The sequence below is a fragment of the Corynebacterium mustelae genome (assembly GCF_001020985.1).
GTDB lineage: Bacteria > Actinomycetota > Actinomycetes > Mycobacteriales > Mycobacteriaceae > Corynebacterium > Corynebacterium mustelae.
In genome coordinates this window covers 2,510,839-2,525,182 of record NZ_CP011542.1, presented here as the reverse complement: position 1 = coordinate 2,525,182, position 14,344 = coordinate 2,510,839, and the positions used below count along the sequence as shown (strand labels likewise).

Here is a 14,344-nt window from a genome sequence, read left to right as displayed (position 1 = left end):
GGTGGGGCAGGGGATTGAAGTGGTCGTTCAACTCATTTTCCGCTAAGTAATAAGCGGCCTGCCCCTAGCGCCTAAGTCGGCTATGTGGGTTTAATGCTGACATTCAGCTTGGCGAAAACCGATTCTGGCAAACACGCAATTCCCACCGAGGGGCCTGCGATACTGCCAGCGAAGTGCAGGCCGACCAGGGTGGTGGATGTGGATCCGTCGGGGTTTTGATATAGCCACACGGAGCCGGAATCGCCGCCCTCGCTGACGGTGCCGCCAGCTGCGGCAGGCGCAATTTCGAAACCAAGCACGTTTTTCTCTCCAACGTTTCCGCCGAAGTCGATTCGGGTGAGTACGTCAACGCGTTGCACCACACCCTCGGTTACCCCAGTTGTGCGACCTGATTTGATGATTTTATCCCCTAATTCCGGATCACCGATCGAGTCAGGAATAACCCCTAATTGCAGCACAGTGGGGTCAAATGCGCGTTGTTCGATGGAAGTGATTGCGCAGTCACCTGCTTCGCTTAAATGTGACCGTAGCAATTTCCCCAACGTGTTCTTTGATGTATTCGGATCGTCATGCGCACCTGGCTGCACGGTGGTAATACCTACCTCAGAATCCGGGCCATGTAGTACATGCCAATTGCTGAGCCCCACAGCAGCTTTCGTCGTGTTGTCGTAGACGATGGCGCCGAGCGTACCTGCCGAAGTGTTGAGATTACCAATGCTTATTCCGGGCACAACCGGATCCCGGCGTTTCGTTCGTTCCGGGTCGCTTACTTGTTGCGGCGCTAGCGTTTTTGTGGTGGAGGTGCCAACACTGGGTGCGAAATCTGCTTCCACCACATCGGTTGGCACGACAAGTTGATCGAACTCGATGGACTCCGGCAACAACGTAGATGCCGATTTTTCCAGATCTTGGGGACTGAGCTTCTTTGCAACGGTGAATTGAATCGCCACTTCTCCGGTGGGTTTCCCATCGGTGGTTTTAAAACCGATTCCGACGGAGGTGACATTAGGATCCTGGAGGAATTTCGCCCCTTCCTTTCGGATATACTGTCGGATTTTTTCTGCTTCATTGGCATTGAACTGGCCAATGGGTCGAGTATCACTGTTTTTTAAACGCATGCCTACCACTGTGGCCCGGCGGGGTTAACACGAGGTTACATCCGAGTAAAAAATCCTTGTGGTGTTCGTGCGCTACAGCTGTATATCTACTGAAAACAGGGCTTTTGCCTGCGGAAATGGCGTCGGTGGGGCGTCGAAAAGCATTTTAAAAAATCGTTCAGTTAGACACAGCGGGTAATCTATACAGCATGGCAAAAGGACGCATTCCCGATTCTGATATCCAAGCGATTCGTGAACAAGTGGCGATCGAAGACATCGTGTCGGAATATGTCCAGCTGAAACCCGCTGGCGCGGACTCCCTCAAAGGATTGAGCCCCTTCAAGGACGAAAAAACCCCGTCGTTTCACGTCCGACCCAACCACGGCTACTTCCACTGCTTTTCCACAGGCAAAGGCGGGGATGTTTTTACCTTCCTCATGGAGGTAGAACATCTAAGCTTTCCCGAAGCAGTCGAGGCGGTTGCTGAGCGCATTCACTACCGGATTAACTACCAAGGCGGCAGTACCGGTGCCCCAGCCGTCGAACCAGGCACCCGTAAACGTCTCATCGAGGCAAATCGGGCAGCCCACCAGTTCTACCGGGAGCAATTAGAAACCCCGCGGGCCGCAGTAGCCCGGCAATTTCTACTTGATCGTGGTTTTTCCAAAGAACACATATACGCATTCGAATGCGGATACGCACCAGAAGGCTGGGATACTCTGACCAAACACTTGCTTAAACGCTTTAGCTTCAAGGAACTAGAAGCGGCTGGGCTTTCCACCATGGGAAAACGCGGTCCGATTGATCGATTCCATCGCCGATTGTTATGGCCGATTAAAAACACCTCCGGCGACGTTATCGGGTTCGGTGCCCGCAAGCTTTTCGACGACGACAACCTGGGCAAATACATGAATACCCCAGAAACATTGCTATATAAAAAATCCAAAGTTCTTTTTGGATTAGACATGGCGAAAAAAGACATTGCCACCCGCCACCAATGTGTAGTGGTGGAAGGCTATACCGATGTCATGGCCATGCATGCTGCCGGAATCACCACTGCCGTTGCATCCTGCGGCACCGCCTTTGGTGACGAGCACCTCCAAATGATCCGGCGCCTCATGCTTGACGACAATTACTTTAGAGGTGAACTCATCTACACCTTTGACGGCGACGAAGCCGGACAGAAAGCCGCCATGCGGGCATTCGAAGGAGACCAAAAATTCACCGGCCAGTCCTTCGTCGCGGTCGCCCCACAAGGCATGGACCCCTGCGACCTCCGCCTGAAAAAAGGCGACACCGCGGTGCGCGACCTCGTGGCAACCCGGGTACCCATGTTTGAATTCATCATCCGCACTATCATCGCGGACTACCCACTCGACTCCGTTGAAGGCCGCCTTCAAGCCCTGCGCCGCACAATCCCTATTGTCGCGGACATTCATGACAAAGCACTACAAACCGAATATGCACGGCAGCTCTGCGGCTGGGTCGGATGGCACAACGAAGCTGATGTTTTACAACGAGTGCGGGAAGAGGCGCGCAAACCCAAACGCAACCAAGAACCACGCCGCGCCAAACGTTTCGATACCGCCACTGTGAATAATCAAGCCCCCACCCAAGCAATGCTGCCGCAGCCCAACCGCCGCGACCCTCGACTGTGGCCGGAACGTGAAAGCCTCAAACTTGCCCTGCAATTCCCTCACGCTGCTGGTGCGTATTTCGACGGGCTCCCTGACGATGCATTCAGCTTCGAGACCTATCGTGTGGTCCGCCAAGCCATCGCCAAAGCTGGCGGTTGCGCCGCAGCTGATAATCAACAGGAGTGGGTGGCACACGTTGCCTCGGAAATCGACGACATTATTGGCCGTTCCCTTGTCTCGGAATTGATCGTCGAACCCATCCAATCTGACTCCGATAACCTCATGCAGCACACCGACCGCACCCTGTCTCGGCTACATGAACAACGAGTGGGTAATCAAATCGCCTTGCTGAAAAGCAAACTGCAACGCATGCGCCCAAGCGAAGACGAACAGGCGTACAACGCCATGTTCACAGACCTCATTGCCTTGGAACAAGCGCGCCGGGAACTTTTAGAGCGGGCGTTTAAGTGACCTCGCGGGCATTAATTTAACTTCCGTGTTGCCGAAAGCCTACAAATGCCAACGCGGCGAGAGCGGCAATCATTGAGCAGCTAATAAAAGTTGATTGATGAGCATCATTGATCAGCACGTTGCCGATGAAGATCGCAGCTAGAAGCGCAACTAGAATCCACGTCACAACAGTGCTGTTGCCTTTATGATCCTTCATTGTTGCCTCCTCAGTATCTGATCATTACCTCAAGCTGTGCTAGCTACCCCAAGCATACCTAAGAAAACACATGACGAGGCGTGATAAATAGCAGTCAGCTTGTGTGGCAAGACCAACTCGACTTTTCTTAAGCCCAAGCCACGAAACTGCCCGTCGAACCATGGAAAGGTCGAGTTGGCCGTAAAACTGCACGAGCGACCCGCATTGTGGGAGATTTAATGATGCCCCGTTCCTATAATTTCAGCACCAATAGGCAGTTGATTGTCCAGAAAATGCGTATCTGCCAGGTATTCCTATTCGAGACCTGCATGCCGCGCAGCAAACTGCGGCGATGAGGGCAAAGAAAAGAGCCAGCAGGGGAGCTAATACTCACCTACCGGCTTTGTAATATGTCGGATTTAGGAAGCAAAGGTTACCGGAACAGCTGCAACATCGCGGAAACCTTCGGAGTGATCGCCAAAGACCTTGACAACGCACTTATCGGTGGAGCAATCTAGACCATCACCTATGGCAGTTGCGGTAAGCTCAACGACTGCGGTGCCGTCGTCGTTAAGCGCGACTGTGCCAGTGCCCTTGTTGTTAATCCATGCTGCGGTACTGGGGTCGGTTAGAGTGCCGGTGCAGGCAGGTGGGCCAGCCGGGTTCTCGGCTGCACAAATGGCAGCGTAGTAACCGCTAGCTGTATTCAAACCTGCAATGTTAATGGTCAGCGCTTCGCCTTCCATAACATTTTCAGTTTTAGAAACCTTTACCTCCACTGGTGCTGCCGCAGGCTTTGCGACGCTCGACGGTGCTGCGGAGCTGCTGGCGGCAGAAGATACAGGTGCGGCTACCGAAGAAGCAGTATCTACCTTAACGTCAGAATCGACTTCATTTGGTGGTGAACAAGCAGCTAACCCAATACCGACAACCGCGATGCTTGCGGCAGAGAGAATGGAACGGTGGAAGTTGCGAATCATGTATTCCAGCAACCTTTCAAGTGGAAGGGGAGAACCTAGTCCCAGCGATTATATGGGAAGAATCAATATAATTGCGGTACAAAACCGCCTAAAGCCGGTTTTAATCTGAATCGGGTTCGAAAATTGTGATGTCTTCAGAACGAGACTTCTTTACGTTTTTTACTTCCTTCATTCGGGGCTGTGGGTCAATTTTGTTGGCAATGACCCGGCGGGTAGTGGTGAGAACCTGCTTCGTTACAGGGGACTGCACGGCGGCTTGATACCCCTTTTTTATTTGTTCGTACCGTTTGCGCCCAGCTTTGGTTCCAAAAACATATCCTGCGGCGGCACCAATAACGAACTGAATCATAATAAAAGTTGACACACTTTCTTTAAAAATAACTTTTAGGGTGAGGATTCCAACCTTACCCACAAAAACCACCGCAAACAACGAAAAAGACCACCGATTATGGTGGCCTAAAATGAAAAGCTCCCCCAACTGGACTCGAACCAGTAACCCTTCGATTAACAGTCGAATGCTCTGCCAATTGAGCTATGGGGGAATAACCATCACCATGAAGCCTTAACGTGCTTTGCTTCCTGGCAACGTTGAAAACTATACATCCACCCTAAGAAACTAAGCAAATTAGCAGGCAGGGAGCATTTTCTTTAACGAATTTTCCATCGCGGGGGAATGGGGTGGGCCCTCGGCTGGTTTTTTCTGCACCGACATGGCTATACTTCCTAAGCGTGCGCTAGAAGCGCGTGGGGCTATAGCTCAGTCGGTTAGAGCTACGGACTCATAATCCGTTGGTCCCGGGTTCGAGCCCCGGTGGCCCCACTTACAAAAACCTCAACCTGCCAACTTGGGCGAGTTGAGGTTTTTACGTCAAAATGCCAAGTCTCCTTACCTAAACATGGATTTATGTCAGGTGTGCTCGGTACACTCAGGGGCATCAGCAAGGAGGTGTATCAAATGGCGGAAATGATTTATCAACGAGCCCGTCGGGAAGCAAAGGAAATTCGGCGTGGCTTCGAGGTGGGTCGGAGTGGAACAGCAGATTTGGAAAAGATAGCTCTTGAGCTTGGCGCGGAAGTCTATTTTGCAAATCTTGAGAAGAATCTCGCTGGATTTATCATTCGCGAGCCTAGCGATGCATTTGCCAATATATTCATCAACTCCAATGACACCTTGACTCGGCAGCGGTTTACATTGGCGCATGAAATCGGGCACCTTGTTGACCGGCGCGTCGTCTATGATGACGATCCAGAGTATTCTTTTATGGATTACCGGGATCAACGTTCGGATCGCCAAGAACGAGACGGTCTTCACGAGTTTTTCGCTGATGAGTTTGCATGTGAGCTCCTGATGCCAGCGCTTCCATTTTTGACGGCGTACTTTGAAGATGGCAAATACGCGGTTGCGAATAAATTCGGTGTTTCATTATCTGCGGTGGAAAAGAGATTTCGTCGACTACAAGTTCACGAGCCGGAAGAACTGGCGGGTGTGTAGCTTAATTGAACACTCCTAGCGAGCGTTATTGCGAAGAAAACCCCGTTGCGCATGGAATTGCTGAGGACGCAGAGCTACAAATAAAGGTTTCCGACGTTGATTCGGTTAAAGAACTGAAACGGCGCCTCAACGAATCTGTCCGTGACGCTGGGCGTAACGGGACAACTGCGGAGAATAGAGTTTTTGAAGAAATCGCAACGGAAGACGTTAGCATTTCTGAAGAGGCGTCTAAAACACGTCGATATATTGAGGCGCAAGCACAAGAAGAATTAAACCGTAAAAAAGCTGATAATGAGCAACGTTGGGTATTTTTCTGGGCAATTATCTTCAGCTGTGCTTTTTCGCTTGTGGTTGCAAATGGAACGATGATTGCGTTGGTTTGCAAAGGCACAGCTGAATCACCTATGGTTGTGGCGTATTTTACTGCGGTAGTAGTCCAGATCGTGGGGTTGGCTGCTATCGTCGCACGGTATTTATTCCCAGATGGTGGTTCGTTGAGGGAACTGAAACATTCTGATCACCTAGCTAAAGAGGGCGGAGATAATTCCGAAATCGTTTGAGACTAGGGGCTTTTGGTGCAGCCACGGGTATCCTAACTAATTTTTCTTCGATTCAGTAACAGTGCTGCTTCAGACAGATCAGTAAGGCTTTGGTAGCCTGGCAGCCACGACCTGTGATTCGAGGTGAAACGGAAAGCGAAATGAATAACGAAGCTGACAACCGTGATGTTCGTGATGTAACTGCGCAAACCGATGCTTCTCTGTCCGAAGCTACTGGTGCGGGGGAGAAAGAATCGAACGGTACCTACATGGGCGAAGGAATGTTACTCGGCATGCTCATTGGTACTGCTGTGATGGTGTTCGTGTTACCTGGCGGGAACCCCGGTGCGTCCATGTGGAGCCTAATGTCCATGTCAATCGGATTAAGCATCGGAATGGCCGTCGGCTTGGCAATCCCGAAGAAACCACGCTAACGCGATTCCACGGAGGGTTTCGGGTGCAGCCGATTCTTGCCGCGCACGACTAACCAAAACGCCAACCGGGTGCCAGTGCCTCATTCACTCTAACTCCGATGGGAGGAACGTTTGAATTTCGCATTTCTTATTAAAACCAACCGCAAGCTCATTGCACTTGCGGTTGTATTTTCGCTGTTGACGACAGCTGTCACGCTTTTGCAACCTGCTTATGTCGGGATGCTTCTGACCGCCGCTGGTAGCGGTGAGATCACAGCACCGCTGATAACGCTGCTCGGTGTGCTGGTCGGGGGCGCAATACTCAGCGGGCTCACAATGTTTGTTTCGTCGTTGGCGGCGGATAAAGCTGTGCGAGAATTGCGCCGGAAGCTCAGTCGTCACTTGATGGCGCTGACCGTCGCTGAATACGAAAAACGCGGCGCTGGTGGTTTCGTTACCCGGATTACAAGTGACACGACCATCGTGAGCACCGCGTTTTCCTCCGCATTGGTTGACACAATCGGTGGCATAACGATAGTGATCGGCGCTGTTGTCGATATGGTGCTGTTGCTCGTGGTAGTTGTCGTCGTGGGGCTATCAATCGGGATTATCGCCGCGGCGTCAAGCCGGATCGGTAGCTTATCCCAAACCGTCCAAGACCATCTGTCCCGGTTAGGCGAGATCTTTCAAAACTCGTTGAGCGTGATTCGCACTATTAAATCGCTGCGGGCGGAACGCACCGTCGTGGGGTTGCTCGACCAGGAAATCACCAGTTGCTACCAGGCGCGCAAGAAGATGAATGTCGTTGAGGCGATACTCATGCCGTTGAGTACTCTGACCGGGTATGTTGCCCTAATCGTGGTGCTTGTGGTGGACGCAATACGGGTATCACGTGGGGCGATTTCCACGGAACAATTGGTGGTGTTCGCCACCGCGCTATTTGTCGTCATGGCTCCGATCGGGCAGGTGTCAGTCGCGTTTTCGTCGTTCTTTGAGGCGAAAGGGGCGATGGTGCGGATTAAAGAGCTTTTCACCTTGCCCATTGAGGATATCGAGCCGACGCGCGGAAGCGTCGACAAGCACAAAGCGCCGATAGCTGCGGCGTTTCCGTTTGAATTTCGCAGCGTTAGCTACGGTTTCCGCGATGCGCAGGTGCTGAGCGACACAAACCTTGATGTGCGTGCCGGGGAGAAAGTCGCATTAATGGGGCCATCCGGGTCCGGCAAAAGCACGATGTTGTCCTTGCCGCTTAGGTTCTATCAACCTACCTCCGGCACCATACTTGTCGACGGCGCCACCATCGCAGACCAGTCACTGTTTGACTTGCGCGGCACCGTGGCCTACGTGGAACAAGAACCGAATCTTTTGCCCGGAACCCTAAAAGAAAACCTCTTACTTGGAGTTGCGGAGCCACCAACCGATTCTGAACTAATTGAGTTGCTGCGGCAGTGTGGCTTATTCGATTTTGCGAGTCAGTCCGGATTGCGGCGGGAGGTCGGGGCCGCCAATAGCGGGGTATCCGGTGGGGAGCGCCAGCGGATCGCTATAATCCGGGCGATTATTCAAAAAGCACCCATCATTGTGGTTGATGAGCCAACCTCAGCGTTGGATACCAATACCGCAATCACGGTGATGTCATTGCTAATGGATATACCTGCCACCGTAGTTTATTCCACCCACGATCGACAGGTTGCCCGGCTCGCTGATCGCAGCCTGTCCATCGCCGACGGGCGCATCGTACCAACACCCGATGACAGTTAGTCCTGTTGCTGCTTTTGGTCGGCGACGGCCTGGATGGCGTCGAAAAGCGAAGCGTTGGGGTGTGCGCGCCGATACCGTTTAACCTCGGCCACATTGATGGTTTCGCCGCCGAAGTCCACATGCGGGGTTTTTGCGGTTACCTCAGAGATGAGGAAACACAATAAGCCGAACAAAATTGCCGTCGCGGCCACGTAATTATCGGCCACGTAGGCAATCACCGCCGCAAACACCGTGGCAATAATCCCTAAGTAGAACAGAATCCTGTTAGTAGTCATGGCGACCTCGACTAATATTCTCACGGCCATTCGTCAAGCCGCTGGCGTAAATGGGAGGTTAACACCCAGGGTAGTGACGCGGACTTATTCCTACCACCGTCACCGACCCCGCGGCGTTATTTCGCAAGAATAGAATGAGGCGACCGCAAGCCCGCGAGGAATATACCGGGCATAACGATGAACAAGGAGAAACCATGAAAATCGAACATCTAGCAGTGTATGTTTCTGATCTAGAAGCGGTGCGTGAGTTCTTCGTCACGTACTTCGGGGCTAGGACAAACGACATGTACCACAACCCTGTGACCAATTTTCGTTCCTATTTCCTTAGCTTCGATGATGCGCAGGGAGAAAACAGCACCCCTAGTAATGCCCGACTTGAGTTGATGCAGCGGCCGGACGTTACAGAAACCACTAACGGTGGCGATCGCCTGGGGTATCATCACATGGCAATCAGCGTCGGCAGCAAAGAAGCCGTGGATAAATTGACTCAGCGGCTACACACCGATGGCTATGAAGTGTTGAGCGGGCCACGTACAACCGGGGACGGTTATTACGAAAGTAGTGTGCGTGTAATTGAGGATATTCTGATTGAAATAACGATTTGACCCTAAGAAGGGCGTCGAAAAGTAGATTCAAAAACCCAACAGTTCGGGTAGTGCATTGTTGGTGGGGTTTTAGAGTTGTTTAGGGTTTCGCTCTAGTATGGCCTTTCGTGGCTGATGTTGATCCTTTGATTTGGAACTTGTACCAAACCTTCGACCTGATCGGGGTGGTGCTTAACGGCATCATCGGTGGCACGATCGCCCGCCAACGCAACTTTGATTTCGTTGGCTTCGTGTTCCTGGCGTTATTCTCCGCGCTCGGCGGAGGCATGCTGCGGGACGTGTTGATGCAAAAAGGCACAGCGGCCGCCATCGCCGACCCAACATATCTACTTTTGGCGTGTTTCGGCGCGTTCATCGCGTTGATTACCCATTTAAAAGGTCGCGCCTGGGAGCTGTTTAAAGTGCACGGCGACGCGATCATATTGGGGGTATGGGCGGTAACCGGTTGTGTGAAGGCACTAACCTTCGACATGCCGGTGATCTCAGCCGTATTCATGGGAGTCTTAACGGCTGTCGGGGGCGGCATGATCCGCGATGTTGTCACAGGACAGATTCCTAGCATTTTCGGTGGCGGCACCCTGTATGCGGTTCCTGCCACGGTGAGCGCAGTAACGATGGTGTTGTTTCACTGGTGGGAGCTGGATGCGGCGGGCATGATGGTTGCGCCGATCCTGGGGGCAGGCCTAGCCATCCTGTCCTATTGGAAAGGCTGGGTGCTTTTTCGCAGTGGGGAGTGGGCGCCGGTGAATATGACCGCTCACCAGGTGCGGGAATTGATTGGTCGTTCCGAGACAAAGGGGTGGAAGTTGGGGCGAAAATCGGCCGCGCCGCTCGAAGGTGAATGTGAAAACCCGTAGCATGAAGACCATGAGTGCGGGTTTGGAATCTTGGCCAGTTGATAATGTTTCCGCAGCGGTCATTGGTGGGCCGCAGGCAGGGGAAACTTTCGGAGACATTCACCGAGTATATGAGCTGGCGTCTGTGACGAAACTTCTAGCGGCTTACGGTTTCCTCATCGCCGTTGAGGAGGGTGTTTTCGAGCTTGACCAACCGGTGGCGGACAATGGCGCCACCGTCGCCCACCTTTTGGCACATGCGGGCGGAGTTGGCTTTAAAAAGGGAGATCCGATTCGGGAACTGGCAACGCGTCGGGTGTACTCGTCCTATGGTTTCGAGATTTTGGCGGAGAAAGTGGCAGATGAGGCGCAGATGCCTTTTAGCGAGTATCTTGCGGAGGCGGTTTTTCAGCCGCTGGGAATGACAGCTACGACATTGTGGGGATCGCCTGGGCATGAGGCGCGTTCGACTGTTGCGGATCTCGTTGCGTTTGCGGATGAGGTAGTGGAGCCGACGTTGCTTTCCCCCGAAACCGTGGCGTTGGCGTGTCGTGACCATTTCTCAGGTCTTGCGGGTATCGTTCCGGGGTATGGCATGCAAAAGCCGTGCCCGTGGGGTTTAGGTTTCGAACTTCGTGGAACGAAATCGCCGCACTGGACGGGGGTAACGATGCCGGAAGATGTGGTGGGGCATTTCGGGCAGTCGGGCACGTTTTTATGGTTGCATCGAGCTTCGCGACGCGGCATGGTTGTGCTCACTGACCGGGCATTTGGCGACTGGGCGAAGCCACTGTGGCAGGAGCTTAACGACGCTGTGTGGGCTGGGGAAACTCTCAACTAAAACTTGAAGGAATGGGGGTTAAAGTACTAGTTGAGAGTTGATGGTCTGTTAATGGTGCTGTTGAATCGCGTTTATAAAACTGTGACATTCTACATTCTTCGGATAGCACCATTTTCAGACAAGGCCGTTGGGGAAGACGAACCTCGTCTTGGCGGATTATTTTCCGTCTCGTCTAAGCGAAGAAAACGGTAATTACAGTGGAAAAAGAAGTGCAACGCATTGCCGTCATGCACGTCCAAGGTATGCCGCGGGTATGCCGAGCACGTGTGGAACAGGCTATGGTCGATGTCCTTACATCCGAACCCATGTGCACGACACCTGGAGTGGATGTTCTTGAAGCCAGCTGGTACACCAAATGGCAACGCTCTGGTGCCAAGGTGGGGGCGGTGGATTGTCGGCAGGTGCTCAGCGGCACCGGTCGGGAGCTCAACGCTTTTGAAGACGTGCTCGGCATGATGGCCGGTGAGCACGGTTTCGAAGCTCGGTTGGAATTAGTTGGTTAATTCCGGCGTGCAATAATTCAGCAGGTCGCCAAAGGTGCGCATGTTGCGATAGGCTTCCTCCTCGGCTTTTGCTCCGAATTGCTGTTCACATCGAACCGCAATTTCAATGAAGTCTAGGGAGGAGACGTGGAGGTCGTCGACAAGCGACGACTCGGTGGTGATGCTTTCGGCGTCACCACCAGTGACTTTGGCTACTAACCCGCGAAGTTGCGTAGCAAGGGACCTATCCTCCTGCGCGTTTTCAGGCTGGGATTGCAACGCGGCGAGTTGCTCTTGAAGTGATGGCACTGGTTATTCCTTTCCTCAGTGTCACTTTACGGCACAGCCAGCCGATTTTTCACAGCACCCACCGGGAGGGGTACGCTGTGTTACATGGTGTTGCGTCAAGTAGCCAAAAAGTATCGGGCATGGCGGATTGCGCGAAATACCCGCGATCAAGAATTCAAACCCGCCCAATTTAGCCAAGGTAGCCGCGTCGGGGGCTTGCGTTACTACACGGAAGGCGAAGATGATGCGCTAGCAACCGTGGTTTTCGTTCATGGTTACACGCTCGCGGCCTCCTCATGGCACTTGCAAATCGCAACGGTCGCGGAGCAAGCGCGCTGCATCGCCATGGACTTACGCGGTCATGGGAAAAGCTACACATGCCCCGTTGAGGACTGCACGATCGACGGTGCCGCCGACGATGTAATGGCGGTGCTTGACGACGCTAATATCACCGGTCCGGTTATTCTTGTCGGGCATTCTCTCGGTGGAATGGTTGTTCTTAACCTACTGCGCCGTTACCCGCAGGTTCGCGTGAGCTGCAAAGGGGTGGTGCTGGTCGCCACTTCCGCCCAGCCATTTGCCACTGACGGCATGGCCCAGTTATTAAAACTACCGCTTGTTGATTCCATCCGGGACGCCGCCGAAGCAGCCCCAGAAGAAAGTGAAGACTTCCGCGCCAAACTGATGGACATAGTGGCTCCAGTGGTTAAGGCTTCCGCCTTCTCCGACAAGGCCGATCGGGCAATGATGGATCTGCACATGAAGCTGATCAATAATACGCCACTGACGTCGATCATTGGTTTCCTCGATGATCTAGAGGTTCACGACGAAACTGAAGCCTTGGAATTCCTTCGCGGGATCAACGGTGAAATCATCGTCGGTGACAAAGACCTCTTTACGCCGGTCGAACAAGCAGAATTTATTAGCTCCAACTGGCCTAATGCGAAATTAACAATAGTTCCCGGCGCGGGGCACATGCTGCCACTGGAAAGCCACAAGGTGGTCACTACTGCAATCAATCGACTCATGCTTGACCCGGAATTCTTCGGTTAAGCTGCCGATATTCAGTCCAGCATACGGGTGTGGACTATTTTCTTTCAAACTAGCACCTTGCAATCACACTCAGTACTACAATTAAGACATATGTTTGAATATTTCCATAGTGCTAAGGGAAACAATGGGCGCATGGGGCTATAAATACTACGAGAATGACTCTGCTGCGGACTGGTTTGCGGGGTTCTAGGAGAACCCAGATTTTGATGGAATAATCACGCTTGTCGACGAATTTAACAGCGATAACGAAGAAGATATCGTAATCATTCGCGCAGTCGCCCACCTGTTAAGTTTCTTCGACAATTTCTACATCATGCCCGATCCGTTAGCAGATGAGCACGAGCGGCTATCGCGGCGCATCATCGAGATTTTGGAAGACACTATCGACCCGAACCACGAATACCACAGGTCCTTCGTGGAAGCGTGGGACGATGATGAAGAACTCTTTGCTGAGATGAGAAACGACATCGACAAACTCACAAACGCGGTACAGCGTTTGTATGGGGACGAACAAGACAAGGACTAGCCACCATGGCTCAGTTTTGCCCGGAACTACAGCGGGTGCTTAACGCAGAATTGCAAGCAGGAAACAGCTTTTCAGACGGGCCTTACCAAGCGGATTGGCCTGCCCACGGTTCCGTTTTCGGGTCTTTGGAGAAAGATTTTTCGGCCGGAAAACGAGTGGCCGGAAGCCTTAAGTTTACGGTCGACAATGATCCGCACTACGGCTGGTATGAGTCGTGTTTCTGCCCAGTTCACAAGCATATGCTTGTTGCGGGGGAGTGCCGGTTAGAAGACCGTTAGCTTTTACTGCTCCAAGACTTTCGGATCTGCATACATACAAAATTCGAAGAAATTAGAATCGTTGAGGATTCGCCCGTCGGGAATTGTGCCGTGTATGTGGATCGCCTGGTCACGTTGTGGCGGGGTGTCGCTTGTCGACGCTTCTAACGTTTCGTCATCGATTAGCGGATAAGGATCTGCCGGTATAAGTGCGAAAGTGGCTGAATGCCGTCCGGCGGCGTGTTCTTTTTCCCAGGCGATAGCCGTAAGGGCATCTGTTACGCCGCGCAAGATATAGCCGGTTTCATGCCAATAAAGTTCATCGAATTCGTCTGTTGGATCAACCCGCTGCTGCCAAAACGACACCAAAAAATTACGTTCCGAACCGTTATTCGCACAGTGGCGACTGATGAGTCGGTTGAAATCGTATTCTTCCGCGACAATCGTATCGGGGGAGTGCGGATGATCCATGGCTTCTCCTAGAACGACAATTAAAGCGACCACCTTGGGTCCAGTCGTCCGGCTGGGGTTCCAAAGTGGTCTTCCTATCCCGTCGTAACGGGCGGCATTACAACCTTAATGATAGCGGTTTTTCGCGGTGACGGTGTGGCGTCGA

19 protein-coding genes and 2 tRNA genes are annotated in these 14,344 nt (G+C 52.6%); 13 read left to right on the top strand and 8 right to left on the bottom strand.

The annotated features are described in order from the left end of the window. Positions 1–80: 80 nt before the first annotated feature. Complete coding sequence (locus CMUST_RS11250) at positions 81–1,118, bottom strand: chymotrypsin family serine protease (protein WP_052844703.1); 1,038 nt, start codon at positions 1,116–1,118, stop codon at positions 81–83. 188 nt (positions 1,119–1,306) lie between these two features. Between CMUST_RS11250 and dnaG the strand changes: the two genes are divergently transcribed. Beyond that, positions 1,307–3,205 carry a DNA primase gene (dnaG, locus tag CMUST_RS11245; RefSeq protein ID WP_047262598.1) on the top strand — a complete coding sequence of 633 codons (1,899 nt, stop codon included), beginning with the start codon at positions 1,307–1,309 and terminating at the stop codon, positions 3,203–3,205. Positions 3,206–3,221: 16 nt separating this feature from the next. On the opposite strand, the gene CMUST_RS11240 is transcribed toward dnaG, so the two are convergent. The 4 genes from CMUST_RS11240 to CMUST_RS11225 all read right to left on the bottom strand — a co-directional run bounded on the left by CMUST_RS11240 (position 3,222) and on the right by CMUST_RS11225 (position 4,902). Continuing rightward, positions 3,222–3,401: a hypothetical protein gene (locus tag CMUST_RS11240; RefSeq protein ID WP_047262597.1), complete on the bottom strand. Its 180-nt coding sequence runs from the start codon at positions 3,399–3,401 to the stop codon at positions 3,222–3,224. 398 nt (positions 3,402–3,799) lie between these two features. Next, positions 3,800–4,360: a hypothetical protein gene (locus tag CMUST_RS11235; protein WP_047262596.1), complete on the bottom strand. Its 561-nt coding sequence runs from the start codon at positions 4,358–4,360 to the stop codon at positions 3,800–3,802. Between the two features lie 100 nt (positions 4,361–4,460). Beyond that, positions 4,461–4,709 carry a hypothetical protein gene (locus CMUST_RS11230; protein ID WP_047263593.1) on the bottom strand — a complete coding sequence of 83 codons (249 nt, stop codon included), beginning with the start codon at positions 4,707–4,709 and terminating at the stop codon, positions 4,461–4,463. A gap of 120 nt (positions 4,710–4,829) precedes the next feature. Next, positions 4,830–4,902 (bottom strand) — tRNA-Asn (locus CMUST_RS11225). A 204-nt stretch (positions 4,903–5,106) separates the two neighbouring features. On the opposite strand from CMUST_RS11225, the gene CMUST_RS11220 reads away from it, so the two are divergent. The 5 genes from CMUST_RS11220 to CMUST_RS11200 all read left to right on the top strand — a co-directional run bounded on the left by CMUST_RS11220 (position 5,107) and on the right by CMUST_RS11200 (position 8,565). Then, a tRNA-Ile gene (locus tag CMUST_RS11220) sits at positions 5,107–5,180 on the top strand. Positions 5,181–5,315: 135 nt separating this feature from the next. Next, positions 5,316–5,852, top strand: coding sequence for an ImmA/IrrE family metallo-endopeptidase (locus CMUST_RS16060; protein ID WP_052844701.1), 537 nt, complete (start codon positions 5,316–5,318; stop codon positions 5,850–5,852). A 5-nt stretch (positions 5,853–5,857) separates the two neighbouring features. Then, positions 5,858–6,412 carry a hypothetical protein gene (locus tag CMUST_RS11210; protein WP_047262595.1) on the top strand — a complete coding sequence of 185 codons (555 nt, stop codon included), beginning with the start codon at positions 5,858–5,860 and terminating at the stop codon, positions 6,410–6,412. 140 nt (positions 6,413–6,552) lie between these two features. Beyond that, positions 6,553–6,825 (top strand): hypothetical protein, encoded by a 273-nt coding sequence (locus CMUST_RS11205; RefSeq protein WP_144414201.1) that lies wholly within the window; start codon positions 6,553–6,555, stop codon positions 6,823–6,825. 111 nt (positions 6,826–6,936) lie between these two features. After that, entirely contained in the window at positions 6,937–8,565 is a 1,629-nt protein-coding gene (locus CMUST_RS11200) for an ABC transporter ATP-binding protein (RefSeq protein ID WP_236690107.1), read from the top strand. On the opposite strand, the gene CMUST_RS11195 is transcribed toward CMUST_RS11200, so the two are convergent. Further along, positions 8,562–8,840: a hypothetical protein gene (locus tag CMUST_RS11195; protein ID WP_144414200.1), complete on the bottom strand. Its 279-nt coding sequence runs from the start codon at positions 8,838–8,840 to the stop codon at positions 8,562–8,564. The two genes, CMUST_RS11200 and CMUST_RS11195, sit on opposite strands and share 4 nt — an antisense overlap. Positions 8,841–9,034: 194 nt before the next feature. On the opposite strand from CMUST_RS11195, the gene CMUST_RS11190 reads away from it, so the two are divergent. The 4 genes from CMUST_RS11190 to CMUST_RS11175 all read left to right on the top strand — a co-directional run bounded on the left by CMUST_RS11190 (position 9,035) and on the right by CMUST_RS11175 (position 11,625). Further along, entirely contained in the window at positions 9,035–9,445 is a 411-nt protein-coding gene (locus tag CMUST_RS11190) for a VOC family protein (RefSeq protein ID WP_047262592.1), read from the top strand. Between the two features lie 107 nt (positions 9,446–9,552). Next, on the top strand, positions 9,553–10,302 hold the full coding sequence (locus tag CMUST_RS11185; protein ID WP_047262591.1) for a trimeric intracellular cation channel family protein: 750 nt from the start codon (positions 9,553–9,555) through the stop codon (positions 10,300–10,302). 1 nt (position 10,303) lies between these two features. Continuing rightward, positions 10,304–11,122: a serine hydrolase domain-containing protein gene (locus CMUST_RS11180; RefSeq protein ID WP_047262590.1), complete on the top strand. Its 819-nt coding sequence runs from the start codon at positions 10,304–10,306 to the stop codon at positions 11,120–11,122. A gap of 197 nt (positions 11,123–11,319) precedes the next feature. Then, a complete protein-coding gene (locus CMUST_RS11175) occupies positions 11,320–11,625 on the top strand; it encodes a hypothetical protein (protein ID WP_052844699.1) in 306 nt (101 codons plus the stop codon). Here CMUST_RS11175 and CMUST_RS11170 read toward each other — a convergent pair. Further along, entirely contained in the window at positions 11,614–11,913 is a 300-nt protein-coding gene (locus CMUST_RS11170; protein WP_052844696.1) for an acyl carrier protein, read from the bottom strand. The genes CMUST_RS11175 and CMUST_RS11170 overlap by 12 nt on opposite strands. Positions 11,914–11,997: 84 nt before the next feature. Here CMUST_RS11170 and CMUST_RS11165 point away from each other — a divergent pair, with 84 nt between their 5' ends. The 3 genes from CMUST_RS11165 to CMUST_RS11155 all read left to right on the top strand — a co-directional run bounded on the left by CMUST_RS11165 (position 11,998) and on the right by CMUST_RS11155 (position 13,749). Further along, on the top strand, positions 11,998–12,945 hold the full coding sequence (locus tag CMUST_RS11165; protein ID WP_047262589.1) for an alpha/beta fold hydrolase: 948 nt from the start codon (positions 11,998–12,000) through the stop codon (positions 12,943–12,945). A 313-nt stretch (positions 12,946–13,258) separates the two neighbouring features. Next, entirely contained in the window at positions 13,259–13,471 is a 213-nt protein-coding gene (locus tag CMUST_RS11160) for a hypothetical protein (protein WP_047262588.1), read from the top strand. 5 nt (positions 13,472–13,476) lie between these two features. Further along, positions 13,477–13,749: a hypothetical protein gene (locus tag CMUST_RS11155; RefSeq protein ID WP_047262587.1), complete on the top strand. Its 273-nt coding sequence runs from the start codon at positions 13,477–13,479 to the stop codon at positions 13,747–13,749. 3 nt (positions 13,750–13,752) lie between these two features. Here CMUST_RS11155 and CMUST_RS11150 read toward each other — a convergent pair whose 3' ends face one another. Continuing rightward, positions 13,753–14,199, bottom strand: a complete 447-nt coding sequence (locus CMUST_RS11150; RefSeq protein WP_047262586.1) for a hypothetical protein — start codon at positions 14,197–14,199, stop codon at positions 13,753–13,755. Between the last annotated feature and the right edge of the window lie 145 nt (positions 14,200–14,344).